The sequence below is a fragment of the Bartonella sp. DGB2 genome (assembly GCF_046843095.1).
Classification (GTDB): Bacteria; Pseudomonadota; Alphaproteobacteria; order Rhizobiales; family Rhizobiaceae; genus Bartonella.
The window spans coordinates 286,447-309,981 of record NZ_CP177325.1 but is presented as its reverse complement, the minus strand read 5'-3'; the positions used below and the strand labels follow the sequence as shown (position 1 = coordinate 309,981).

At 41.9% G+C, this 23,535-nt stretch carries 20 protein-coding genes and 1 tRNA gene; 10 read left to right on the top strand and 11 right to left on the bottom strand.

Annotated features, from left to right (window positions below):
- Positions 1-2: 2 nt before the first annotated feature.
- Entirely contained in the window at positions 3-1,760 is a 1,758-nt protein-coding gene (gene argS / locus ACK28X_RS01520) for an arginine--tRNA ligase (protein WP_412057941.1), read from the top strand.
- A gap of 143 nt (positions 1,761-1,903) precedes the next feature.
- Positions 1,904-4,198, top strand: a complete 2,295-nt coding sequence (locus ACK28X_RS01515) for an SPOR domain-containing protein (protein ID WP_412057940.1) — start codon at positions 1,904-1,906, stop codon at positions 4,196-4,198.
- Between the two features lie 113 nt (positions 4,199-4,311).
- Here ACK28X_RS01515 and ACK28X_RS01510 read toward each other — a convergent pair whose 3' ends face one another.
- Positions 4,312-5,457 (bottom strand): branched-chain amino acid aminotransferase, encoded by a 1,146-nt coding sequence (locus ACK28X_RS01510; RefSeq protein WP_412057939.1) that lies wholly within the window; start codon positions 5,455-5,457, stop codon positions 4,312-4,314.
- A 431-nt stretch (positions 5,458-5,888) separates the two neighbouring features.
- Complete coding sequence (locus ACK28X_RS01505) at positions 5,889-6,179, bottom strand: hypothetical protein (RefSeq protein WP_412057938.1); 291 nt, start codon at positions 6,177-6,179, stop codon at positions 5,889-5,891.
- A 45-nt stretch (positions 6,180-6,224) separates the two neighbouring features.
- Between ACK28X_RS01505 and ACK28X_RS01500 the strand changes: the two genes are divergently transcribed.
- On the top strand, positions 6,225-6,833 hold the full coding sequence (locus tag ACK28X_RS01500) for a phage tail tip lysozyme (RefSeq protein ID WP_412057937.1): 609 nt from the start codon (positions 6,225-6,227) through the stop codon (positions 6,831-6,833).
- A complete protein-coding gene (locus ACK28X_RS01495) occupies positions 6,830-7,483 on the top strand; it encodes a hypothetical protein (RefSeq protein ID WP_412057936.1) in 654 nt (217 codons plus the stop codon). Before ACK28X_RS01500 ends, ACK28X_RS01495 begins: the two co-directional genes overlap by 4 nt.
- Before the next feature lie 600 nt (positions 7,484-8,083).
- Here the strand turns inward: ACK28X_RS01495 and ACK28X_RS01490 are convergent.
- Positions 8,084-8,160: transfer RNA gene (locus tag ACK28X_RS01490), tRNA-Arg, on the bottom strand.
- 51 nt (positions 8,161-8,211) lie between these two features.
- Positions 8,212-8,841 carry a transcriptional regulator BetI gene (gene betI, locus ACK28X_RS01485; RefSeq protein WP_412057935.1) on the bottom strand — a complete coding sequence of 210 codons (630 nt, stop codon included), beginning with the start codon at positions 8,839-8,841 and terminating at the stop codon, positions 8,212-8,214.
- 129 nt (positions 8,842-8,970) lie between these two features.
- On the opposite strand from betI, the gene ACK28X_RS01480 reads away from it, so the two are divergent.
- The 4 genes from ACK28X_RS01480 to gpt all read left to right on the top strand — a co-directional run bounded on the left by ACK28X_RS01480 (position 8,971) and on the right by gpt (position 13,545).
- The gene (locus tag ACK28X_RS01480; RefSeq protein ID WP_412057934.1) at positions 8,971-10,506 is read left to right on the top strand and encodes a BCCT family transporter; all 1,536 of its coding nucleotides are present in this window, start codon (positions 8,971-8,973) and stop codon (positions 10,504-10,506) included.
- A gap of 66 nt (positions 10,507-10,572) precedes the next feature.
- Positions 10,573-11,346 (top strand): NAD kinase, encoded by a 774-nt coding sequence (locus ACK28X_RS01475; RefSeq protein WP_412057933.1) that lies wholly within the window; start codon positions 10,573-10,575, stop codon positions 11,344-11,346.
- Between the two features lie 139 nt (positions 11,347-11,485).
- Complete coding sequence (locus ACK28X_RS01470) at positions 11,486-12,892, top strand: DEAD/DEAH box helicase (protein ID WP_412058258.1); 1,407 nt, start codon at positions 11,486-11,488, stop codon at positions 12,890-12,892.
- A 155-nt stretch (positions 12,893-13,047) separates the two neighbouring features.
- Positions 13,048-13,545: a xanthine phosphoribosyltransferase gene (gpt, locus tag ACK28X_RS01465; protein ID WP_412057932.1), complete on the top strand. Its 498-nt coding sequence runs from the start codon at positions 13,048-13,050 to the stop codon at positions 13,543-13,545.
- Positions 13,546-13,610: 65 nt separating this feature from the next.
- Here gpt and ACK28X_RS01460 read toward each other — a convergent pair whose 3' ends face one another.
- The 6 genes from ACK28X_RS01460 to ACK28X_RS01435 form a co-directional block, all read right to left on the bottom strand.
- A complete protein-coding gene (locus ACK28X_RS01460; protein WP_412057931.1) occupies positions 13,611-13,817 on the bottom strand; it encodes a DUF3126 family protein in 207 nt (68 codons plus the stop codon).
- A gap of 68 nt (positions 13,818-13,885) precedes the next feature.
- Positions 13,886-14,698, bottom strand: coding sequence for a serine O-acetyltransferase (gene cysE, locus ACK28X_RS01455; RefSeq protein WP_412057930.1), 813 nt, complete (start codon positions 14,696-14,698; stop codon positions 13,886-13,888).
- 85 nt (positions 14,699-14,783) lie between these two features.
- Positions 14,784-15,557 carry an alpha/beta fold hydrolase gene (locus ACK28X_RS01450; RefSeq protein WP_412057929.1) on the bottom strand — a complete coding sequence of 258 codons (774 nt, stop codon included), beginning with the start codon at positions 15,555-15,557 and terminating at the stop codon, positions 14,784-14,786.
- 20 nt (positions 15,558-15,577) lie between these two features.
- Positions 15,578-16,117, bottom strand: a complete 540-nt coding sequence (locus tag ACK28X_RS01445) for a DUF192 domain-containing protein (RefSeq protein WP_412057928.1) — start codon at positions 16,115-16,117, stop codon at positions 15,578-15,580.
- A 95-nt stretch (positions 16,118-16,212) separates the two neighbouring features.
- Positions 16,213-17,256, bottom strand: a complete 1,044-nt coding sequence (gene recA / locus ACK28X_RS01440; RefSeq protein WP_412058257.1) for a recombinase RecA — start codon at positions 17,254-17,256, stop codon at positions 16,213-16,215.
- A gap of 301 nt (positions 17,257-17,557) precedes the next feature.
- Positions 17,558-18,841 carry a 4-aminobutyrate--2-oxoglutarate transaminase gene (locus tag ACK28X_RS01435; protein WP_412057927.1) on the bottom strand — a complete coding sequence of 428 codons (1,284 nt, stop codon included), beginning with the start codon at positions 18,839-18,841 and terminating at the stop codon, positions 17,558-17,560.
- A gap of 431 nt (positions 18,842-19,272) precedes the next feature.
- On the opposite strand from ACK28X_RS01435, the gene guaB reads away from it, so the two are divergent.
- On the top strand, positions 19,273-20,796 hold the full coding sequence (gene guaB, locus ACK28X_RS01430) for an IMP dehydrogenase (RefSeq protein ID WP_412057926.1): 1,524 nt from the start codon (positions 19,273-19,275) through the stop codon (positions 20,794-20,796).
- A gap of 425 nt (positions 20,797-21,221) precedes the next feature.
- A complete protein-coding gene (locus ACK28X_RS01425) occupies positions 21,222-21,710 on the top strand; it encodes a hypothetical protein (RefSeq protein ID WP_412057925.1) in 489 nt (162 codons plus the stop codon).
- Between the two features lie 221 nt (positions 21,711-21,931).
- Here the strand turns inward: ACK28X_RS01425 and ACK28X_RS01420 are convergent, their stop codons facing one another.
- On the bottom strand, positions 21,932-23,065 hold the full coding sequence (locus ACK28X_RS01420; RefSeq protein WP_412057924.1) for an MFS transporter: 1,134 nt from the start codon (positions 23,063-23,065) through the stop codon (positions 21,932-21,934).
- Positions 23,066-23,535 lie beyond the last annotated feature (470 nt).

The following is a 23,535-nucleotide window of genomic DNA, read 5'->3' as shown; positions in this document are numbered from 1 at the left end:
TCATGAATATTTTCAAACACTTCGAGCAAAAAATTAAGAATATCCTTGAACAATCTGATATTAAAGCAAAAAATGGCGAAAAACTTGAGCTAAACCGCATTACCGTTGAAACCCCACGCGATGGCAGCCATGGTGACCTTTCAACTAACGCCGCCATGGTCTTGGCTAAAACTGTAGGGGTTTCGCCACGCCAATTTGCCCAAAATCTTGCAGAGCTTTTGCAAAAAGATGAAAGCATTGACAATATTGAAGTAGCGGGCCCAGGATTTATTAATCTGAAATTGAAAGATAAATTTTGGCAACAAATCCTTGAAGCAATTTTGCAGGCTGGCCCCTCCTATGGGCGTTCAAGAGTAGGCGCAAACAAACGGGTAAATGTAGAATATGTTTCGGCTAATCCTACAGGGCCTATCCATATAGGCCATTGCCGCGGTGCAATCGTAGGGGATGTCATTGCCAATCTCTTGTCCTTTACAGGACACGAAGTCATCAAAGAATATTATATCAATGATGCGGGCGGGCAGATCTTAACCTTAGCTCGCTCTGCTTTCCATCGTTATAAAGAAGCGCTAGGCCATGAAATAGGAACTCTTGCGCCTGGCCTTTACCCTGGCGACTATCTCATTCCCGTTGGAGAAAATTTAGCTCGCGATTATGGCACAAGCTTACTTGAAAAGGATGAAGAAGAAGCGCTTACCATAATCAAAAACCGCGTTGTTGACTCCATGATGGATATGATTCGCGATGATCTAAGTTTGCTAAACATTCATCACGATGTCTTTTTTTCTGAACAACGCTTGCATGAAGGTGACGCAGCTGCTGTTCGTAAAGCCATCAATGAATTAACCTTAAACGGCTATGTTTACAAAGGTACCTTGCCCCCTCCAAAAGGCCAAACCCCTACAGATTGGGAAAATCGCGAGCAAACGCTTTTCCGCTCCACCGAAGCAGGGGATGATCAAGATCGTCCATTGATTAAATCTGATGGATCTTACACCTATTTAGCCGCCGATGTCGCCTATTTTTATGATAAATACACCCGCGGCTTTAACGAAATGATCTATGTCTTAGGTGCTGATCATAGCGGCTATGTGAAACGCTTAGAAGCTATTGCCAAAGCCGTATCCGGCGGCAAAGCAAAGCTCACGGCAATCATTTGCCAAATGGTAAAGTTTTTACAAGATGGTATCCCGATCGAAATGTCTAAACGGGCTGGGTCTTTTGTAACAGTTCGTGATGTAATTAACGCTGTAGGCTGTGATTCCACGCGTTTTATGATGCTTTATCGCAAATGCGACGCGCCTCTTGATTTTGACTATAACAAAGTTACAGAAAAATCAAAGGATAACCCAGTTTTCTATGTGCAATATGCAAGCGCGCGTTGTCACTCTATTTTGCGGCAAGCGCGAGAAACTTTTAATGCCGTAGATTTCTCAAAGGAAGCGATGATAGAGGCACGGACATGCCTCACCCATGAAAGCGAAATCAATCTCTTGCGCAAGTTGGCTGAGTATCCTCGTATTATCGAACAAGCTACGAAATATCGCGAGCCGCATCGCTTAGCATTTTATCTCTATGACCTTGCCTCCTATTTCCATAGCTTATGGAATAAGGGCAATGAAGATCCAAGCTTGCGTTTTGTCCGCGCTGACAATCAGACCCTTACCACCGCTCGTCTTGGCCTTGTGCAAGCCACCGCCGATATATTAGCCTCTGGGTTAAAGATTATTGGCGTAGAGGCTCCCACCGAAATGAATTAGACAACTGACGGTCATTTCTATGTTACCGTGTGAAAGCCTAAGAAAGACATTTTTCATTTGTTATCAATTGGACAAAGATTAAATGTCGTTTATAATACCGCTTCATACAATAATTGGTCACCTGCAAAAATTACGGGGAAAATATGAGCGATAATGATCGCAATAATCCATCCTCCACCTACGGGGGACAACCGCGCGACCCCCTGCAAGAGCTGGAAAAGCTTTTTGGTTTAGCGCGGGCAAAATATAGCAATCAACCAACACCGCCTACTTCTCATGCCCCAGTGCTAGCATCGGAACGCACCTCTTCCGAATCAAAAACCGAAGTACCAGAAGAAACAAATAATCTTATCGCAGAACTGCCTTTATATCATGCAGATGATCAAAATTGGGGAGATGAGAATAATACAGGCTTTTCAGAACCTCCACTTGATCATAACGAAGCACAAAATTGGGTCGAGAAATCGACAACAAGTTTTAACCACACAAATCCACAAAAGGTTAATTTCTCACCTTCCTATGGTACGCCACCTGAGATACCAACTACATCAAATAATAATCCTAACCCAATCTCTTCTGCGCCTTCAGAAGGAGACTTTTTTGATGAAGATAGTCTTAGTAACGAATTAGAGGCTCTTCTACTAGAGCCAACGACGCGCGGCTCTGAGCAAAATCAAACCCATAGGGCATCCGCTTCTTTAGCGCAGGAAAACAAAATACAAGATAGTTCGTCCATATTAAATGATTCACCGGCTATAGAATCTGTCTCTCCCCTCATGGGGGGGCAATCTACGCCCACGGCACTAGACACTTCTTATGGCGCTAATTTTGCCGCATACGACAACTTATTTGAAGAGTCGAGTACAAACCGCGCGCCGCAATCATCGGATATCACAGCTTATGATCCTTTTGGTTTGGAGGATCTTTCACAAGCGCCGGAAATCATACCCCACACAACATCAAAGGGGGAATCTAACCCTAGCGCATATGAAAGAGATGCTTCCACATTTGAAGCAGAGGTAGATAGTTATACAAAAACGCCAGAGCTCTACAGCGAAACGGCGTCCCCTATCGTAGACAGCTATTCCTTTGCTGATGAAAAGGTAGAAAAAACAGAACTAATTGATATCCCTGAAGTAAATCAGCTTGAAACCGCTAACGAGGTGGTTCAAACACTAGAGAGTGACCTTGCTGATGTATTTGGATCTTTTTCTGAAGAAAGCAACACTGCTTCTGAGGCGCAGGCAGATGCTGATGCCTTTTTTAATGAGATTTTTAATGCAGATGAAACGGCAGCGTCAAATGTGAAAAGTGATGTGCCTCTACAAGCTTATCCATGGGACATTGGTGATCAAACGGCGGTAATGGCTAGCGCAGAGGCTCTTAGCGGAGCTGCAGCCTTGGCGGCACAAAGCAAACATAAAGGGTCTAGGTTTGGTAAAAGGCTCGCGCTCCTTAGTCTATTGGCTCTTATACTCCTTGGTGGCGGATATGGAATCTATCACTTCTTGGCCTTAGACAACAATATTTCACCCACCATAATTCATGCCGATAAGCGCGCAGTTAAATCCAAGCCTGAAACGCTATCTCACGACGAGGATACGCCCATAAGTCAAGATGTTTATAAGCAGGCACAGGGTGAACAAAATTATAATGTAACAGCCCAAAATGTTCTAATTGATCATTCAGAAACACCAAAAAGCCTGCCTCACTTTGTTGTTTCCCCCCAGAATGACGATTCCTCGCCTCCTTTACCCTCCGAAGATAGGTCACGTGTTATTCAACAAGTGGTGGTAAAACCTGATGGTAGTATTATCAGCGTCCCTTATGAAGAGTATACCGCCGCGGAAAAGCAAGACAATAACCAAAATTTTGCTAATACAGAGGATACTATTGTAAGCGACCCTTCCGACAGCACCATTAACGATGACAGCCTATTTACCAACGATAGTACTATCAAGCCGCCTTCGGATATAGAATCATCTTTAGATATTAGCAGCATTATCGCTCAAAACAAGGATATCTCAGAATCAGAGCTACATGCTACTGCTCCCATGCCTGAAGACGATATAGCCCGTACAATTCAAGCTAACAATTTAGCCGCGACTACAAATGAAATACCCCTCCAAAATATACCAATCCCAAGCCCTAAAACAAGCACAACAAACACACCTACCTCAAAAGCACAAACAACGCATGCCAACTACTATGTTCAAATTGCTTCTCCCGCCACCAAAGAGAGTGCAAAGAGATTTATCAGTTGGGCACGCAACTTTTACGGAGCTATTCTTCGCCCCTACCACCTAGGAATCGCTCCAACAACAATCAATGGCAGCACTCGCTATCGCGTACGCATTTCTATTTCTACCCTCAATGAAGCAAAAAGCGTATGTGAACAAATACGTGATGCTGGTGGAAACTGTTTTATCAACCAATAGGTGCGCTTTTAATGAGCGTACCTTCGCGAACAACAAGGGCGGGCTTCCTAGTAAGTAGAAATAGACGTGCAAAGCTATACGGGACGCTACGCACTAAATAAAACCTTATACATTTAAGGGTTGCTACAACTTGAACGTAAACTTACTTCTTCAACCCATTGATATTTATCATGAATTTCTCCTCTTTGGAGACCAACGAGCTGACGACGCAAGCTTTTGGTGACCTCGCCACCCTCGCCGCCTCCGATAATGATTTCACCACTTTGGTATTTAAAGCGGCCGATGGAAGTGACAACCGCCGCCGTTCCACAGGCAAAAACCTCACGCAATTTACCGCTTATGGCATCGCTTTGTAACTGAGCAAAAGAATATGCTCCCTCTTGAGCATCTAAACCCATTTCTCTGGCTAAAATCAAAATAGAATCTCGGGTAATACCAGGTAAAATAGTTCCTGAAAGGCTGGGCGTTATCAATTGTCCATCGTCCATTACAAAAAAGACGTTCATGCCACCCAGCTCTTCAACCCACTTATGCTCAATTGTGTCAAGAAACAAAACTTGATCACAACCTTGGGCATAGGCATTAGCTTGAGCCAGTAAACTCGCCGCATAATTCCCGCCACATTTCGCCGCACCCGTGCCACCGGGACCTGCCCGACTATATTCAGTTTCCAACCAAACAGAAACCGCTTTATCTGCGCCAAAATAAAGCTCAACTGGTGAGGCAATTACACAAAAAATGTATTGCCGCGCGGGACGCACCCCTAAAAAAGGTTCATTAGCAAACATAAAAGGTCGTATATAAAGGCTAGAATTAGGCCCATTAGGTATCCATGCATGATCAGATCGTACCAAATTGCGCACTGCCTCTAAAAAGACGGAAGTCGGTAATTCTGGCATAGACAAACGCTTCGCTGATTGGATTAATCGCTGAGCATTGGCTATTGGCCTAAATAATAAAATACGCCCATCCTCAGTACGATAAGCTTTCATACCTTCGAAAATTTCTTGGCTATAATGTAAAACAGAACTAGCTGGATCAATTTGAAATGGAGCACGAGCCGTAATTCTTGCTCCGTGCCATCCCTGATCTTCTGACCAATGAATCAAGGCCATATGATCCGTAAAAACTGAACCAAAACCTGGTTCAGTAATTTTTTTCTGACGTACATCGGCCGGGGTAGGAGAAGGATGCGGTACGATTTCGAAAGCGTATTCAGGGGTGGTAGTAGAAACACGCTTTGTCGCAAAATCAATCATATCAAAAACCTAATCTAAATGTGATCGCCATAGGAAACGCTTTTATAAGCGAATTTTAATTAACTAAAGCAGATAAAGCTTTAATTTGATATTATTGACATAAATTTAAAGCACACACAATATTTAAGTAAAAACTTTCTATATTTATATGCACATATATGCACACCTTCTATCCGAATAAACATTTCTTAAGGATTGTGATATCTTGTGCGCTATTTGATTTTAAGGCATATTCTCTAAAGCCATCCGTTAAACCATAAAATATACCTGCTTTTACAAAGCTAGAGCTATAAAAAACACTGTCCACTAAATTTCAGTATCAAATTAAGAATATCGCCTATCTATGTGACATAGATATATATTCATAAAATTTTAATACAAAGCATAATGATTTTAGATTTTTGTTTAACAGATAACGGAATAGGGCAACATCAAAGGATATTTTGGATGGCCTTTGGCCTTCTCTTGGCCGCAAATTTTGTAAGAGGGGCATTTGAGCAATTAATTTTAAGATAAAGCCTGAGAAGTCTCCAGCAAACATAGGCGGCGGCGAAAGACTTACCAACACCGCAGAAAGCTTGAATGACAAGACGATTAGAGCCGGTGGCTAGCCATTCTGCTAAGATATACTGTGACCATGTAGGCGGTGGTAGGCTTGGATGCTTCCAAACGAAGAATAGAAAGACTCTAAAATCTTCTTTTGGGTTGCGTAGTTTGTGCATATTCTATAATCCTCCTTGGGTTTAATGTTATAGGGAAGTAGACTAATGGGGATTTTTGGGATGAAAGCGGGTAAAGTTTTAGCCACGCTTGGGCTGTGCATGGCTTTATTCTGTGTGCCAGCGGGGGCTAATGAGAGACAAAGTCTAGACGAGCTAAAAAATTCTTTTACTTCTCTTCAAGATGAAATAAAGGCTCTCCACGATAAATTGAAAATCAAAGAAGACGCTAAAACCTGGTTTAAGTTCAATCAAACCACAAAAAAATTAGAGATCGTAAAACAACGATTTAGCCTTGCTTATTTCATAGACAAGGGTTGGAAACCATTCCAAGCTGCGGCTATTATTGGCAATTGCGTTGAAGAGAGCAATCTTAATCCTGCTGCAGAAAATGAGTATCCTGTCTTAAATGGTAGATATGCACGGTACATAGGAATTGCAGGCTGGAGCAAAAGCGCCTCCCAGCTTAAGGAATATGCCCGAAAAAAAAGGAAAGATTGGCGCGATTTTCAACTTCAATTAGATTTTCTTCAATACCAATTAGAGACGACGGCTCCGAGACAAGTGGCATGGTTAATGGGCGCAGAAAATGTGAAAGAGGCGAGCGAGGCTTTCTCAAGTTTTTTATGGGTTAATAGTACTGCGGAAAAAAAATGAAGCTTTCTCATAGTAGCTATGATGACCAAAACCGCTTACACCATTCGCAAGAAATTTTAAGCTTGTATAGCCAGGAAATGGCTGTCCCTTTTAAAACTACCGAATATTTACCGCCAGCAGAGAAACTCTTTCCCGCACCCTTTGGGGAAGTACGCGTACGTCACGTTATTTCGCCCGACTCACCTAGCTTCATGCCTCAACAAATTATTAATTTTACCCCCCCTCCTATGCACTTTTGGGAAAATGCTAAGGACGCGCTTATTCACGACAATATCCCAGCACATTATGCACATGGCGCTTGGCGCACTGTGCTATCCTATGATTGGCACGACCCTAATTTCAAATTTAAAGAAGGCGAGCTAGAGGAGTTAAAAAGCCGCTATCCCGAAGAGTATCACAGTCTCATTGCCTCCTCCACTTCCCAAAAGTGGTTAGACTATGCCTTAGACTATATAGACGCAGATCTTTACAGAAAAAGGCGCTATGAGGCTAGCGGTTGGGATGCAACGGCGGGTCATTTATTTGGAAGAACTTTAGCAGATGGGCTTCCTTTACTAATTATAATTTTTATAATACAACGTAAATATCGTTTTTTTTGCCTAAAGCAAAACCCTGGGTCCACTTCGCTTCCCACCCATAATGCGCTCTAGTTAGCTAACATACTTCTTAATGGGTGCACTCCATTTAAAAGAACAAAAACAAGAGTGATAAGGCATTAGGTTCCCCCTCCTGCTTAAATGTAGAAGATGCGGCTGATTTTGTGTAAGATTGCCTTACACCAGATCAATGTCTTGATGATTGGATCTTTAGTAAGGTATGGAAATGCATTCTAAAGCATCTTTAAACTGCTATACCGTTGGAAAACCTTCTCATCAGCGCATCTTAATTGATCTCATTGAATCGGCTTTAGCGAAAGAATATGGCTGTTCACAGTTCACGACGCAATAGCTTAAAAATATAGATGCCCCCCATTTCTTTTCCTTCTTGGACTTCATTGAGCCTATGAGGCATTTTTTTGCTTTGAAGATCATTATCCATTTTAGCCGCAGTGCCAAGCGCTAAAAAGGTTGATTTTGAGAAAATCCCACCCAAGAATTGGTTGTTGCAAAATATAATTTGGCAGTTGATCAATAATTATACCCACGCAATTGCTGCCCATGATTATCCCGCATGTACACTTGATTTACCGTGCTATACATTACGGATTGGTGACGCGTTTTTATTCAGACTATTTAGGACCTGCTTAAAGGTGGCGCACCCGACAGAATTCGAATCTGTGACCTCTGCCTTCGGAGGGCAGCGCTCTATCCAGCTGAGCTACGGGTGCTTATCCTTGGTCTTCTAGCCTATCTCTTAGCGTGCTTCAAGATAAAACCGTTTACTGATCCAAATTATTGTCATCTACTACAGGTACACATGGCTCTTTCTGGCCAAAGCACAATTGTTGATCAATATAATGATTCGCTAAATTTATCGCTTGCGCTACATTAAAATCTTCCTGCCTCAAGCTACCACGCAACCAAAGCCCATCAATAAGCGCTGCTAAACCAAGAGCCGCTCTCTGCGCTTCATCGCCCCGTAAAAGACGAAAAAATTGCCAATAAAGATTAGAGTAAAGGCGACGGTCATTAATCCGTTGCAGCCTTTGTAAATTAGGGTAGCGCATACTAGCTGCCCAAAAATCAAGCCAAGTCCGCATAGCATTTTGATTGGTTTGGCTTACATCAAAGTTACCCCGCACAATTGCTTTTAATTGAGAGATAGCGTCAGGGGGAGCTTGATGGCGAGCTGCTCGCACTGCTTGCTGGAGATCACATAGAATTTTACGCATTGTGGCGTGTAAAATCCCTTGTTTGTCACCAAAATAATGACTGACAAGACCCGTGGATAAGCCCGCCTTTTTGGCAATATCGGAAAGGGTTATAGCATTTAGCCCCGTTTCACCTATAGTAAAATAAGCGGCGTTAACAAGGTGCGCTTTGCGTTCAGTCACTATCTTCTTCTTCATGAGCTCTCCATAATATTGATTGAACAATCAATCAATATATAAAAAATATATAATATATAAAATCGGCTTGCATAATAAAAAACTTCAACTAATAATGACGAACCCAATCAACATAAGAATTAATACCCCATGTTAGAGACAAAAAATTATAAAAATACATCAAAAACCCTAATTAACAAGCCAGTTTTTATTGGTTCATCTGCCCTTATTTTATTTGTAGGGCTTATTCTTGTTTTTTATCCCACAGCAAGTGAAGCTTGGATGGCTCGCGCCCAGCTGTGGGTGGCCGCTGCCTTTGGTTGGTATTACGTCCTGATCATGGCATTTTCTCTCGTCATTGCTTTATGGCTAGCTTTTTCTCGATTTGGCAAGCTAAAATTAGGTGCGCCTAACGAAGATCCAGAATTTTCTTACCACTCTTGGTTGGCTATGCTTTTCTCGGCAGGCATTGGCATTGCACTTGTCTATTATGGTGCTTATGAGCCGCTAGCTCATTTTTTAACACCACCTGAGGGTCAAGGTGGTGATATCAATGCAGCGCGCCATGCTATGGTTATCACCTTTTTGCACTGGGGGGTGCACGGTTGGTCGCTTTATGCCTTAATCGCAACAACTTTTGCTTGGTTTGCTTATCGCCGTGGTCACCCTTTAGCTTTGCGATCAGCTCTCTATCCTCTTTTTGGCCAGCGAATAGATAGCATCCTTGGGCATCTAGTCGATAGTTTCGGGATTTTAGTCACTATTATTTCCATGGTTACTAACTTAGGCATCGGAGCTCTTTTAATTAATTCAGGGCTTTCTTATCTTTTTGATATTCCTCAAAGCACACCTGTTTTAATTGCGATTATTGTAGTGATGATGGTTGCTGCCACCATCGCGACCGTTATTGGTATTGATCGAGGCATAGCCCTTTTATCCAATGTCAATGTTTTATTTTTATGTATTTTATTGCTTGTTGTATTTTTAGCAGGACCAAGCCTAACTATATTGGATGGCCTTGTGCAAAATACAGGAGATTATATATCTTCAATTATAAAAAGTAGTTTTAATCTTTATTTATTCTCTTCTAATAGTCAGTGGCTGGCTTCTTGGACTTTGTTTTATTGGGCATGGTGGATCGCTTGGGCGCCCTTTGTTGGACTGTTTATTGCCCGTATTTCACGCGGCCGAACCATTAAAGAGCTAGTGTTAGGTGTTATGCTAATTCCTTTAGGCTTTACGTTACTTTGGCTTTCGCTTTTTGGCAATACAGCAATTGATCTAGTTCTGAACCATGGACAAACTGCTTTAGGACAAGCCGCTTTAGAAAATCCGCCTATGGCTATTTATAAATTATTTGAATACTTCCCTTATACAAAGATTTTAGCTGGATTTACCGTGGTGATCAGCTTTGTGCTTTTTCTTACCCCTGTCGATTCGGGCACTTTAATGATCGCTAATCTTTCGAGTAAAGGCGGAGCGATTCGCGATGATGCTCCTCATTGGATTCGTGTTTTTTGGGGTTGTGTGACCACACTTATTTGCGTGGGGCTTCTCTACGCAGGCAGTTTTAGCGCCATGCAAACTGCAGTAGTCTTATGCGGGCTACCTTTCTCTATAGTAATTTTGCTTTATATGTTAAGCTTATGTCATGATCTAATAAAAGCTGAGAAGGACTCTTCCTAAAAGAGCATTTTAATCTTATATCATGGCTCAATTCTACAGAGCCTTAAATTTAAGTATGAGTGTTTTATGCAACCTTTGCCGCGCTATTTTCATTTTATCGCCGCGCCCACAGAACGCGCCCAACAAGCGCTTTCAACCCTTATATCACTATACGGACAAACTGAAGCACACAAAGCAGATGTGGTGGTGGTCTTAGGGGGTGATGGCACTATTTTGCATAGTCTACGCGAGTTTATGAATAGCGGAAAGCCGGTCTATGGTATGCATTGCGGATCCGTTGGGTTTTTAATGAACGAATACCGCATAGATGATTTAGCAGAACGACTGGCAGCTGCACATCGTGAAAATTTGCACCCCCTACGCATGGTAGCACAGACAGAAAACTGCGGTCAGGTAGAGGCTTTGGCTATTAATGAAGTATCGCTTTTTCGACAATCTTATCAAGCCGCTAAAATAAGAATCGTTGTTGATAAAAAGATTCGCATAGATGAACTAATTTGTGATGGCATTATGCTTGCGACGCCCGCAGGCTCAACTGCTTACAATTTATCGGCACAAGGCCCTATTTTGCCGCTTCTAGCCCCACTTTTGGCTCTTACCCCCGTAAGCCCTTTTCGGCCTCGCCGTTGGCATGGCGCGCTTTTGCCTAATAATGCTTTAGTACGCTTTGACATGCTAGAATCAAAAAAACGACCTGTAAATGCTGCTGCTGATAATGTAGAGGTAAAATCTGTCTCTAGCGTAACGATTTCTGTAGCATTTGACGTCGAAACTTCGCTTTTATTTGACTCCAATCACTCCTGGAATGAACGAATTTTGTCAGAACAATTTCGTTATTAAGGTTTTTGTTGCTTTTTTAAGCGTTAGATTTATTAGTTATAGTTGACTTTTCTCTAAAGGCACCGTAACGCCTATATTGATTAAAGTGGTTAACTGCCTCCGCTAAAGGATATTTATCGTGGAGCCATTAAAAGAAAGTATAGAAGACTCTTTGACCAGTTTCGATGATTTAGGGCTATCTGACAAAGTACTCTCTGCTGTTAAAACAGCAGGTTATAAAACGCCTACCCCCATTCAATCCAGCGCTATTCCCCATGTATTAAAGCACAAAGACGTATTGGGACTTGCGCAAACGGGCACAGGAAAGACAGCATCCTTTGTTTTGCCTATGCTAACCTTACTGGAAAAAGGGCGCGCGCGCGCGCGCATGCCCCGCACACTTATTCTAGAACCAACGCGGGAATTGGCGGCTCAAGTCAAAGAAAATTTTGATAAATATGGTGTCAATCATAGGCTGAATGTGGCCTTGCTGATCGGTGGTGTATCCTTTGATGAACAAGAGCGAAAATTAGAGCGCGGCGCTGATGTATTGATCGCTACACCAGGTCGCCTACTTGACCATTTTGAACGCGGGAAATTATTGCTGACAGGAGTCGAGATTTTAGTGATTGATGAAGCCGACCGCATGTTGGATATGGGTTTTATACCCGATATTGAACGGATTTGTAAATTTATACCATTTAGCCGCCAAACACTATTTTTTTCGGCCACTATGCCACCAGAAATCACACGCTTAACTGAACAGTTTTTACGCGCTCCCGTGCGTGTGGAAGTGGCTGCTGTATCTTCAACTGCTAAAACTGTTAGCCAATATTTAGTAAAATCAGCTAGCAAACCATGGGATAAGCGTGCGGTTCTACGCGATCTTATCCGTGGCGAAGGTGATGGGTTGCAAAATGCCATTATCTTTTGCAATCGCAAGGTCGACGTTGCTGAACTTTATCGTTCTCTTGACCAACACGGTTTTAACGTAGGTGCCTTACATGGTGACATGGATCAACGCACCCGTATGGAAACTTTGAACAAATTCAAAGATAACCAGATCAGCCTTTTAGTTGCCTCAGATGTAGCCGCGCGTGGACTTGATATTCCCGCCGTAAGCCACGTGTTTAATTACGATGTACCTATTCACGCTGAAGATTATGTTCACCGCATTGGCCGTACCGGACGAGCGGGCCGCAGCGGGAAAGCTTTCACCATTGCAACCAAAAAGGATCAAAAATACATTACTGCTATTGAAACAATGAGCGGCGAAACACTCGCTTGGCTTGATGGCAACCTCAGCACTCTTTCTGCAGAAACAGAGCAGCCCGTATTAAACAAAAAGCCAAGCCATAGCGCAAAATCTTCAAAGCAGAATCATAAAGCTAAGCGGGGGGCTAACCCCACTTCTGTGGATATAAAACCCAAAGTGAGTGATAACGTTCTTATCCCTAAACAAGAGATACCAAAAAAAATATCGTCACCTGCGAAACATAAAGATACTGTGCCGCTTGAACGTGGCTTTGGTACCGACGCTCCAGCATTTATGCTGATAAAGTTTTAAACCTTTAAATGCCTTGTAATATGGATTCGAAGTGTTTTTACTTTGTAGAAGGACAACGCAGCTAAAATCTTCATAAAAGAATGGAACTTAAGGCTTGCTATTGAGAAAGTAATTAGATTAAAACGCTTAATCTTTCCTTGATTTAGGAGCCTCCAATGTCTCTCCCTGAAAAAGCTTTTCCTGTTAGTTGGGATCAATTTCATCGCGATTCACGTGCCTTAGCGTGGCGCATCGCTGGACGCAATGAGGAATGGCGTGCCATTGTGGCCATCACTCGTGGTGGTCTTGTACCCGCCGCGATTATTTGCCGAGAGCTCGGCATACGTATGATTGAGACAGTTTGCATTGCATCTTACCATGATTATCGCAACCAAACGGATTTACATGTATTAAAATCAATTAATGAGGATCTGAAAACCAATGGTGGGGCGGGGATTTTAGTAGTAGATGACCTTACCGATACCGGTAAGACAGCAAAAATCGTCAAAGACATGATCCCGCGCGCTCATTTTGCTACTATTTATGCCAAACCTCAGGGTCGGCCCTTGGTTGATACATTTGTAACAGAAGTCAGCCAAGATACGTGGATTTATTTCCCTTGGGACATGGGGTACACATTCCAAAAACCTATCGCGGAAGGCCATGCGGGTTAAGTCACGTGTCGCGCATGCTCAGATTAAACTAATTTCCTAGATTTTTTTAAGCGCTAGTTTGAAAGCTACAGATCAATATCTAATATGGCCATAGAAAAGTTATAAGAGAGCTCACCCTCATCCTCATCGCGGTAAATTACGCCTAAAAATTCTTCTCCAAGGTAAACTTCGCAGGAATCATCTTTTTTAAGCCGCTCTTTGACTCGTAAAGATGCGTTTTGGAATACGCGCTTAAAATAAGCATCAAGGCTTTTTATTTCTTCACTATTCACCGTTTTCTCCTTTGTAAATTTAGGCTCTGTCTCATACGGTATCTATATCTTTATGTAAAGAACAAAGATCAATGGTTGCTAAGCGCTTGATCCATGGTTAAAGCAGGTTCTTGTGTGGTGTGTCTAGCTATAATCTTGGCAGGAACACCAGCAACTGTTACATGTGCGCTGACTGAATTGAGGACAAGAGAGCCTGCAGCAATTTTTGCACAAGCGCCGATCTCAATATTACCCAAAATTTTTGCGCCCGCACCAATCAATACACCTTGGCGGATTTTAGGGTGGCGATTACCACATTCTTTTCCTGTCCCCCCCAAAGTGACCCCATGTAGAATAGAAACATTATCTTCTACCACTGCCGTTTCCCCAATGACAAGGCCAGTTGCATGATCTAAAAACAGGCCTTGTCCTAAAATGGCAGCAGGGTGAATATCGACTTGAAAAACACACGATGCTCGGCCTTGCAAAAAATAGGCAAAGTCTTTACGTCCCTGATTCCAAAAAATATGCGCAAAGCGGTGGGTTTGTAGCGCAATAAATCCTTTAAAATAAAGAATGGGCTCAATATACCGATGGCAAGCTGGATCGCGCTCTAAAAATGCCATAAGATCAGCTTCAACGGCCCTTTCAAACTGCGTTTTTTGACCCGCTGTCTGATCAAAAAGGGCATAAAGGGTCGCTCGCGGCATTTCCGCCGTTTCCAGTCGTGCTGCTACACATGCAGCCACAGCATCAAAAAGGCGCGCATGATTCAGTATAGCGACTTCAAAGTAATCCTGTAGCGCAGGATCCAACTGTAGTGCCTTTTGCGTTTGAATTCTTATCGTTTCCCAAATAGGTTTTGCTTCAGGAATCTCATCATATAAAATAGAAGTTGGCATGGCGATCCTTTATGAAGCGGCTAAGTTAAGAGCCTTTAATAGGTTAACCCTATCGAAATATACTTTATAGAATTTGCGCCTTGCCTTAAGAAAAGGGGTGGCAGGCAAGAAACTCCAAAACACCAGCTTTGTAGGTCTTGTCGCCAACAGCCAGCATATGATCGCGCCCTGGAATAGAAAGGCATACCCCATGCGGCAAAAGCGCAACCAAACTTTCTGCATCGCCGGCGATTTCATCCTTTGTTCCTACTGCCACCAAAGCAGGTTGGGTTATGCGATAAACCTCTTGCGCAGTAAGTTGCTTTTTTGAGGTCATGATACAAGCACTCAAGGCTCGCTTATCGCTTTTTGTTTGATCAGCGAATTTACGGAACATGAGCCCACGCGGATCGGTTATCGTGGTTGGATCCTGCGCTAATAAAGCTTGTTGTACGCTTTGCCAATCGCCTGCTCCCGTAATCATGCCAATCCCTAGGCCACCAAAAATAACGCTATGAACGCGGGCTGGGAACAGTAGCGCCATAAAGGCAGCAATACGTGCGCCCATAGAATAGCCCATAATACATGCTTTCTCTAAGCCCAAATGGTCAAGCAAAGCGCAGGCATCATTAGCCATAGACTCAGGTCTATAAACATGCGGATCATAAGATTTATCTGATAATCCATGCCCACGATTATCAAGCGCAATAACACGGTAGCCCGCTTCTGTAAGAATACGAAACCAACCCGTTGCATACCAATTAATATAAGAAGATGAAGCAAAGCCATGGATTAATAAGATGGGCACCCCCCTCCCCTCTTGTCGATAAGCTAAGCGGGCTCCACCCGATTCAAAATAATACACAGTTTCGGCTGTCATTTATTATCCCTTATAAGAAATTAGATTGCGGGGTGAATGAGATATTGCCCAACCTTTATACCATAGGCCTCCACCTGACCCGCATTAAGCTCAACTGCATAAGTTACAGGCTTTTGCGACGAAATTTTTTCCATAGAAAAAGGTATAGCACCCTTTTTTATAGTAACAATTTTACCATGCTCATCGGCAAAAAGTATATCTAGAGATAAGGGCGTATTCGCCATCCACATATTAATAAGCTCATTTTGGCTAAATCGAAAAAGCATAGCGCGATTTTGCGGAAAATTGTAACGATACATCAAACCAGCTTCTAAAGCAGCAGGGGTTCGAGCAATTTCTATTTGATAAATAGCATCACCTAACCCACCACGAATTTTTAAAGGAGTCGGATCAATGGGCAATACTATAGGCGTGTGCTGTTTTAGCGCATCTCCTTTATTTAAAAAGATACGTTCCACAGTTTTATTCCCTAATGCAACATCATTATTCGCAAGCGCTTGTTCTATTATAGCCGCCCAAATAAGCCACGCACATGAGAAAAGGATTAAATGCTTCATCATAAAGGCCGTATAAAAATATTAAGGGTAAGCCACTACTAAACCGCCGCAAAGGGTCTGAAAATTTCATGGGCATTTAAATAACAGCCAGCCATTTATTAGTCTCCATCGCTTTCATCACGAGGATCAGGTCCGCTTTGCTCTAACAATTCAGCAGCGATAAGTCCCGCATTTTGTCGCAAGGCGGCTTCAATCTCATCAGAAATAGCGGGATTTGCGCGTAAAAATTGCTTAGCATTTTCACGCCCCTGCCCCAAACGCTGTGAATTATAGGAAAACCAAGCCCCCGCTTTTTCTACGATCTCTGCCTTCACCCCAAGGTCAATCAACTCGCCTAGCTTAGAAATGCCTTCGCCATAAATGATATCAAATTCTACCTGTTTGAAAGGAGGGGCAAGTTTATTCTTAACAACCTTCACCCGCGTTTGATTTCCTACCACAACATCTTTATCCTTGATAGAACCAATACGACGGATGTCCAAGCGTACCGAAGCATAGAATTTTAAGGCGTTCCCACCTGTAGTTGTTTCAGGCGAACCAAACATGACCCCGATTTTCATACGGATTTGATTGATAAAAATCACCATACAATTAGATCGGAAGATTGACGCCGTTAATTTGCGCAGTGCTTGACTCATTAAACGGGCTTGTAGGCCAGGCAAAGAATCGCCCATTTCACCATCAATCTCTGCGCGGGGGGTAAGAGCCGCCACGGAATCGATAACCAAAACATCAATGGCCCCAGAGCGTACCAAAGTATCAGTAATTTCCAAAGCTTGCTCCCCGGTATCAGGTTGAGAAATAAGAAGATTTTCAAGATCAACCCCTAATTTACGGGCATAAACAGGATCAAGCGCATGCTCTGCATCAACAAAAGCGCAAACGCCGCCACGTTTTTGTGCTTCAGCCACCGTATGCAAGGCCAATGTCGTTTTTCCAGAACTCTCAGGCCCATAAATTTCAACGATACGCCCCTTTGGTAAGCCGCCGACTCCCAAAGCAATGTCTAGCGATAATGAGCCCGTAGGTATCGTTTCTATTTCAACAACTTGTTCCTTTTGGCCAAGCCGCATGATAGACCCTTTGCCAAATGCCCGTTCAATTTGTGACAGCGCAGCATCAAGAGCTTTTGATTTATCCACCATTTCATCCTTAATAAATTTTCTTCTATGAGCACTCTGCCCCAGATTACACTTAATTATGAATCCGTATTTTAGACTCTATTCATCGCCGTGATATGTACATCATATGTTCTTGATTGCAAGGGGTATTCTATAGAAATACCGATCTTTTAATCAACTTATCCTAAGTGCGCAAAGGTGGCGCCCATACCACACTAGGTCGCCCACCAGTTTTGCGTCACTCCTTTAGTGTAAGCGGTTCAGATATTAACACCAAAACGCTCGTAAATAAACGCTTCCCCCCATTCCTAATACAGCGATATTAGGCGCTTATTTGCTGTTTTGCAGTACGGATTGAATCTTCCAAAATCTCTAAAGCTTCGTCAAAAATAAGATCCTCAATCGTAAGGGGAGCAAGAAAACGAATAACATTGCCATACACTCCACAACTCAACAAGATAAGCCCTTTTTCAAGCGCGATTTTGCGTACGAGATCTGTGAATTGTGCACAAGGCTCACCGTTTTGGTTAAAGAATTCAATCGCCTTCATAAAGCCTGGGCCTCGTATGTCGCGAATTTCTGGCACATCTTTTTGCAAACAAACCATTTTTTGATGCAAACGTGTGCCGAGCACTTGGGCGCGATTACAAAGGTCTTCTTTATCAATCACTTCCAAAACAGCTAAAGCTGCTGCAATAGCTACAGGATTGCCCCCATAAGTACCGCCTAATCCACCTACCACAGGGGCATCCATTATCTCTGCACGCCCCGTTACGGCCGACAGCGGAAACCCTCCTGCCAAGCTTTTAGCCATACAGATAAGATCAGCATTAATGTCATAATGTTCCATAGCAAAGACCTTGCCCGTACGAGCAAAACCTGTTTGTACTTCATCAGCAATCATAACAATTCCATGTTCATCGCAAAGGGTACGAATCGCACGCATAAGTTCAGCTGGCGCGGGATAAAAACCGCCTTCTCCTTGTACAGGCTCAAGAATAATAGCTGCTACGCGCTGAGGTGAAACATCAGACCGTAAAAGGGTATTAAGAGCCTGAATGCTATCTCTTGACGTAATATTATGCACTTCAGTTGGAAAAGGGATATGATAAACTCCATTGGGCATAGATCCAAAACCCGTTTTATAGGGAGCGACCTTTCCCGTGAGCGCCATACCCATAAAGGTGCGGCCATGGAACGCCCCGCTAAAAGCAATAACAGCATCGCGGCCCGTATAGGAACGGGCAATTTTAATTGCATTCTCCACCGCTTCAGCCCCTGTAGTAGTAAAGAAAGTCTTCTTAATAAAATCACCAGGCACGCGTTGGTTAAGCTCTTCGGCAAGGGTCACATAATTTTCATACGGAACCACTTGGTGGCAACTATGGGTAAAATTTTTCAATTGCTCTGTCACTGCTTCCATAATGTGTGGGTGGCAGTGTCCAGTATTAAGTACGGCAATTCCCGAAGCAAAATCAATATATCGACGGCCCTCAACATCCCATAATTCGGAATTGCGTGCTTTTTTGATAAAAATTGGTGTTGATACACCGACACTTTTAGTGATAGCATTAGAGCGGCGTTTTGTAAGCGTTTCGTTTTGCATAATGTCCCCAACTGTTTGTTATAATGGTTTTCTTAATAAGATATGGCTTTGCAGGCTTGGAATCTACAATGAAGTTAAGTTTCACATAATTTACAAAAATGTCCAGAAAAATTATAATAAATATTAAATCTTTACCCTAATCTACCTTCTTCCGTAGCCCTAGCTTTAAAATAAATACTATATACAAGGCTTAAGCAAGCTTTATGAGATTCATCATACTCTCTCAATTGAGACATACAATAAGGTGCTTACCAATTAAATCCGCTCATACTCGTTTTTGTTCCATACTAAGATCGCAAAATCACGGATCGCAAAATCACGCAACGGCCTTTTCATTGGTAACAGGACATGATACAAGTCGTTGCCAATGTTAAAAGGATATAAAGATGTCGTTGCTTTAGCGGCATCTTTGTTTTTCAAGGAACTTGGCTATGGCAAAAATTATTGAAACTGCAACCGGCGCTTGGGCGTTAACCTTTGACGATGTGTTACTTCAGCCCGGACACTCAGAAGTGATGCCAAGCCAAGTAGATATAAAAACGCGCCTCTGCCGCGATATTATTTTAAATTTGCCTCTTTTATCAGCTGCGATGGACACTGTAACGGAAGCGGATCTAGCTATTGCAATGGCACAGGCTGGAGGGATAGGTGTTATCCATCGCAATATGAGCGCACAAGCCCAAGCAGAAGAAGTAAGACAAGTTAAAAAATTCGAATCCGGTATGGTAGTGAATCCGGTAACCATAGGACCAGAGGCAAGCCTTGAAGAAGCTCAAGCCTTGATGCGAAAATACCATATTTCTGGTATTCCCGTTGTAGAAAACCCCCAGCATGTTCCCAGTAAATTATTGGGGATTTTGACCAACCGTGATGTGCGTTTTGCCTCAAACCTCCAACAAAAAATCCACGAATTAATGACGTGTGAGAATCTCATCACCGTGCGGGAAAATGTCAAACAAGAGGAAGCTAAGCGCCTATTACATCAATATAGAGAAGCTAAGCGCCTATTACATCAATATAGAATTGAAAAATTATTGGTAGTTGATGACCAAAGGCGGTGTGTAGGACTAATCACCGTCAAAGATATTGAAAAAGCGCGTCTTCATCCTCATGCTACAAAAGATCCACAGGGGCGTTTACGTGTAGGAGCGGCCACTACAGTAGGTGGCGAAGGGCGCGATCGGGTAGAGCGTTTACTAGATGCAGGCGTAGATATCTTAGTGGTTGATACAGCACATGGCCATTCACAACAAGTGTTGGAGGCGGTTAATTTTATTAAACGACAAGCTGGAGAGACGTCAGTAATCGCGGGTAACGTAGCGACTCCAGAAGCGACGCGTGCTTTGATTGATCATGGCGCCGATGCAGTAAAAGTAGGAATTGGTCCAGGTTCTATCTGCACTACACGTATTGTGGCAGGGGTAGGAGTACCGCAACTGGCAGCAATTATAGGCGCGGTGGATATCGCCCAAAAGGCTGGCATCCCAGTTATTGCTGATGGCGGGATTAAGTTTTCAGGTGACTTTGCCAAGGCCATCGCAGCAGGTGCGTGCGCAGCTATGATTGGCTCGTTATTGGCGGGAACAGAAGAGAGCCCTGGTGAAGTTTATCTTGCACATGGACGCTCTTTTAAAGCATATCGGGGGATGGGCTCTGTAGGTGCTATGGCGCGCGGCTCTGCAGATCGTTATTTCCAAGCAGAAGTGCGCGATGCGCTTAAACTTGTCCCAGAAGGGATTGAAGGTCAAGTTGCCTATAAGGGCCCCATTGCTGCTGTTTTACACCAATTAGCCGGCGGTTTACGCGCTTCTATGGGCTATGTAGGAGCTAGAAATATCACTGAATTTCAAGAAAAAGCAACCTTTGTGCGCATTACCAATGCTGGCCTTCAAGAAAGTCACACCCATAATGTGACCATTACACGCGAAAGCCCTAATTATCTTGGAGTTTCGTAACCGCTCCTTTAGCACTTCTTTTGAAAAGGATCACATGCAAGCTTGCTTAAGGGAGCGCAAAACATACAGAGACTCTCCTATGCCATATTATCGTCTTAAACGAAGACGCCCCACACGCGTAACACGGGGCTTATTCCTTGCATAATACGATAAACATTTTTAGTATATTTTTTGGCGCTACTGTCCTAATAATTAAATAGCTCAATTCTCTAAAACAGGTTATACAAACCCCTATGAGAATAGCATTACTTTATAAGAGAGCAGGGTCGAGACTAAATTTTATATCCAATTAGAGCGAGGGTCTGATCATGCTAAACTCACTAAAATTACCGCAAAAAAATGGCTAAAACTTCGTCAAAACTGATTTAAAAACACACGAATCTTGGGCACAATTAACGATCACAAAGCCATATGCAGCAGGTCTCTTGCATGTACTTGTATCTCAGGTAGGCGACCATAACGCCGTAGTAGCTTCATACCCTACATTGGCAAAACTGATGGGGGTTTCTGTAATCACCATTAGAAGATCTATTGAAGTTTTGAAAAATGGTAATTGGATAGAGGTTCGGCGCATTGGCGGTTCTGGTACCGCCAATGCTTACATCGTCAATGATCGGGTTGCCTGGACAGATGCTCGCGATAACCTGCCATATAGTTTATTCTCAGCCAAGGTAATAGCTTCTAGCGAAGAGCAGCCAGATAAGGATATGCTAGGCAAACAAGAGCCATTACGGTGGTTGCCAAAAATCGGAGAAATACAAAATCCAACAGGTGACGGCTTGCCGCCACCTTCGCAACCACATTTGCCCAGCATGGAGCCAGACTTGCCAGCCGCTAGTAATCTGCTTGACGATCGACTCCATGATGAACATCAACTTGCTATGGTCGATTTTTTGAATGAACGAGTACGGTAGCATCAATATCCACCATAGATAAGGATTTTCTTGCGGTAAAACCATATATAGCCGTTAGAGGTTCCTAAAAAATCGTCTGTCTTAAATATCGCTATATCTTTAGCTCTGCTAGGAACTAAAAATATAAAAAGCATAACTTGAATACCAAACGGGCTCAGCACAAATCCCTTAAATTGCTCCTTATAACGCTAACCATTCTTCGGACAAGAAAAATGAATGTCTTACTCCTGTTTAAAAAAAATTGAAAATAAATAAATAAATAAAAATATAATAAAAATATAAACTAATGAAAAAAAACCAAAAATATCTATCATGTACGCACTGAAATAAAAAAATATTAATAAACTTAATCTAACTAAAGTAGATAGAAATGATTCATATGTAGCCCTAAGTCTGTCGCTAATACTATCATGTAAAACAACTTCTGCACGAATTGATACATATTTTATTAAGTAAAAAATCATACAAACTAAAATTGAAGCATATATCTTATTTATATCAATAAAAAATATGATAAAAATCATTAACAAAGAAATTATCGAAATAATAAATATATTTTGTTTTTCGCTTAGCTTTGTAAAAAGCGTACTAGCTATTAACTGAGAAAGCAATATAAAAGAGAACACAATACCAAGATTAAAATAATTAATTTTAATATCGCAATACTTAAATATCCATTGCCAATATTGAGCAAAAACATTAATAAAAATTAATGCAAAACAAAAATAAATAGAAACGTAAGGAGAATTTTTAAATATAAAAAACATCTCTTTTACATCATAAGCAAATGAATTATATTCATATTCTTTATTTTCTAATTTTAAATTATCCATAAATATTAAACCAAATATTGTTGTTATTAACATCAAAAATGCTGCTGCATACCATATATATGGTCCAGCATAATCGGCAAAATATGCGCCTATCAAACTGAATAAAAACATACCAATATAATTACACTGAGAACTGTAACCAATAATTTTTTTTGTTGTTTCTAAATTTGCCTTAGAGTATTGTACTAGCAAAGCATTGTAAGCGCCAGCAATCAATGTTAATGATAATGCATTAAATAACTCAGCCAAAAGAAAACCATAAAATCCATCAGAAATACCCATAAGGAACAGCCATACCGCAGAAAAAGCTGATGATAAAACTATAGAAATCTTATAACTCTTTTTATCTGCAAAATAACCAAGTGGTATATCAGATACCATCATAATAAAAGCTTGAGAAGACTTAATTATACCTATCTCTATGAGAGTTATTCCTCTATTTAACATATAAAATACGATAAAAGCTCCAGTTAAAATCCTTATACCATTAAATAAAAAACCAAACGCTAATAGAATTAACATGAATTATCTCCAATATACTTATAAAGTATTTATAAATACTGATAAACTTATATAAGTTTAAATTATTGTATGTAGGACAATAGCCACTATAAGGATAGACAGTTCTAGCAATTTTATATACAGAAAAATTAATAAATATTGTTTTTTCTAAAGTTTGACACTTATCAAAGTCTGTCAAATATTTTTAGGAGAAAGTGGTACAGTAAATGCCTATATCATCAACGACCGTGTCATATGAACAGAGTCCCGCAACAAACGGCGATATAGTCATTTACAGCTACAGTAATTGTTTCTAGCGAAAAACACCAGACTTTCTGCGTAAGGGAACGGGAAAATGGCGCAAAGCACGGCGCGATAACACCGTAGACACAGTAATAAACACGTTTCCAGCTACTGGTGGTATTGATTATGATCATTACTGGATAGGATTAAAACGAATGGCTAATTGCAATATGGATAACACCATGATA

Excerpts from the sequence above, each read along its gene's own strand:
- ACK28X_RS01445 (WP_412057928.1), bottom strand. The coding sequence starts at position 16,117 with ATGATGAAGCATTTAATCCTTTTCTCATGTGCGTGGCTTATTTGGGCG.
- ACK28X_RS01495 (WP_412057936.1), top strand. The coding sequence starts at position 6,830 with ATGAAGCTTTCTCATAGTAGCTATGATGACCAAAACCGCTTACACCAT.
- ACK28X_RS01475 (WP_412057933.1), top strand. The coding sequence starts at position 10,573 with ATGCAACCTTTGCCGCGCTATTTTCATTTTATCGCCGCGCCCACAGAA.
- betI (WP_412057935.1), bottom strand. The coding sequence starts at position 8,841 with ATGAAGAAGAAGATAGTGACTGAACGCAAAGCGCACCTTGTTAACGCC.
- argS (WP_412057941.1), top strand. The coding sequence starts at position 3 with ATGAATATTTTCAAACACTTCGAGCAAAAAATTAAGAATATCCTTGAA.
- ACK28X_RS01480 (WP_412057934.1), top strand. The coding sequence starts at position 8,971 with ATGTTAGAGACAAAAAATTATAAAAATACATCAAAAACCCTAATTAAC.
- cysE (WP_412057930.1), bottom strand. The coding sequence starts at position 14,698 with ATGCCAACTTCTATTTTATATGATGAGATTCCTGAAGCAAAACCTATT.
- ACK28X_RS01515 (WP_412057940.1), top strand. The coding sequence starts at position 1,904 with ATGAGCGATAATGATCGCAATAATCCATCCTCCACCTACGGGGGACAA.
- ACK28X_RS01450 (WP_412057929.1), bottom strand. The coding sequence starts at position 15,557 with ATGACAGCCGAAACTGTGTATTATTTTGAATCGGGTGGAGCCCGCTTA.
- ACK28X_RS01435 (WP_412057927.1), bottom strand. The coding sequence starts at position 18,841 with ATGCAAAACGAAACGCTTACAAAACGCCGCTCTAATGCTATCACTAAA.
- gpt (WP_412057932.1), top strand. The coding sequence starts at position 13,048 with ATGTCTCTCCCTGAAAAAGCTTTTCCTGTTAGTTGGGATCAATTTCAT.
- ACK28X_RS01505 (WP_412057938.1), bottom strand. The coding sequence starts at position 6,179 with ATGCACAAACTACGCAACCCAAAAGAAGATTTTAGAGTCTTTCTATTC.
- guaB (WP_412057926.1), top strand. The coding sequence starts at position 19,273 with ATGGCAAAAATTATTGAAACTGCAACCGGCGCTTGGGCGTTAACCTTT.
- ACK28X_RS01500 (WP_412057937.1), top strand. The coding sequence starts at position 6,225 with ATGGGGATTTTTGGGATGAAAGCGGGTAAAGTTTTAGCCACGCTTGGG.
- ACK28X_RS01420 (WP_412057924.1), bottom strand. The coding sequence starts at position 23,065 with ATGTTAATTCTATTAGCGTTTGGTTTTTTATTTAATGGTATAAGGATT.
- ACK28X_RS01510 (WP_412057939.1), bottom strand. The coding sequence starts at position 5,457 with ATGATTGATTTTGCGACAAAGCGTGTTTCTACTACCACCCCTGAATAC.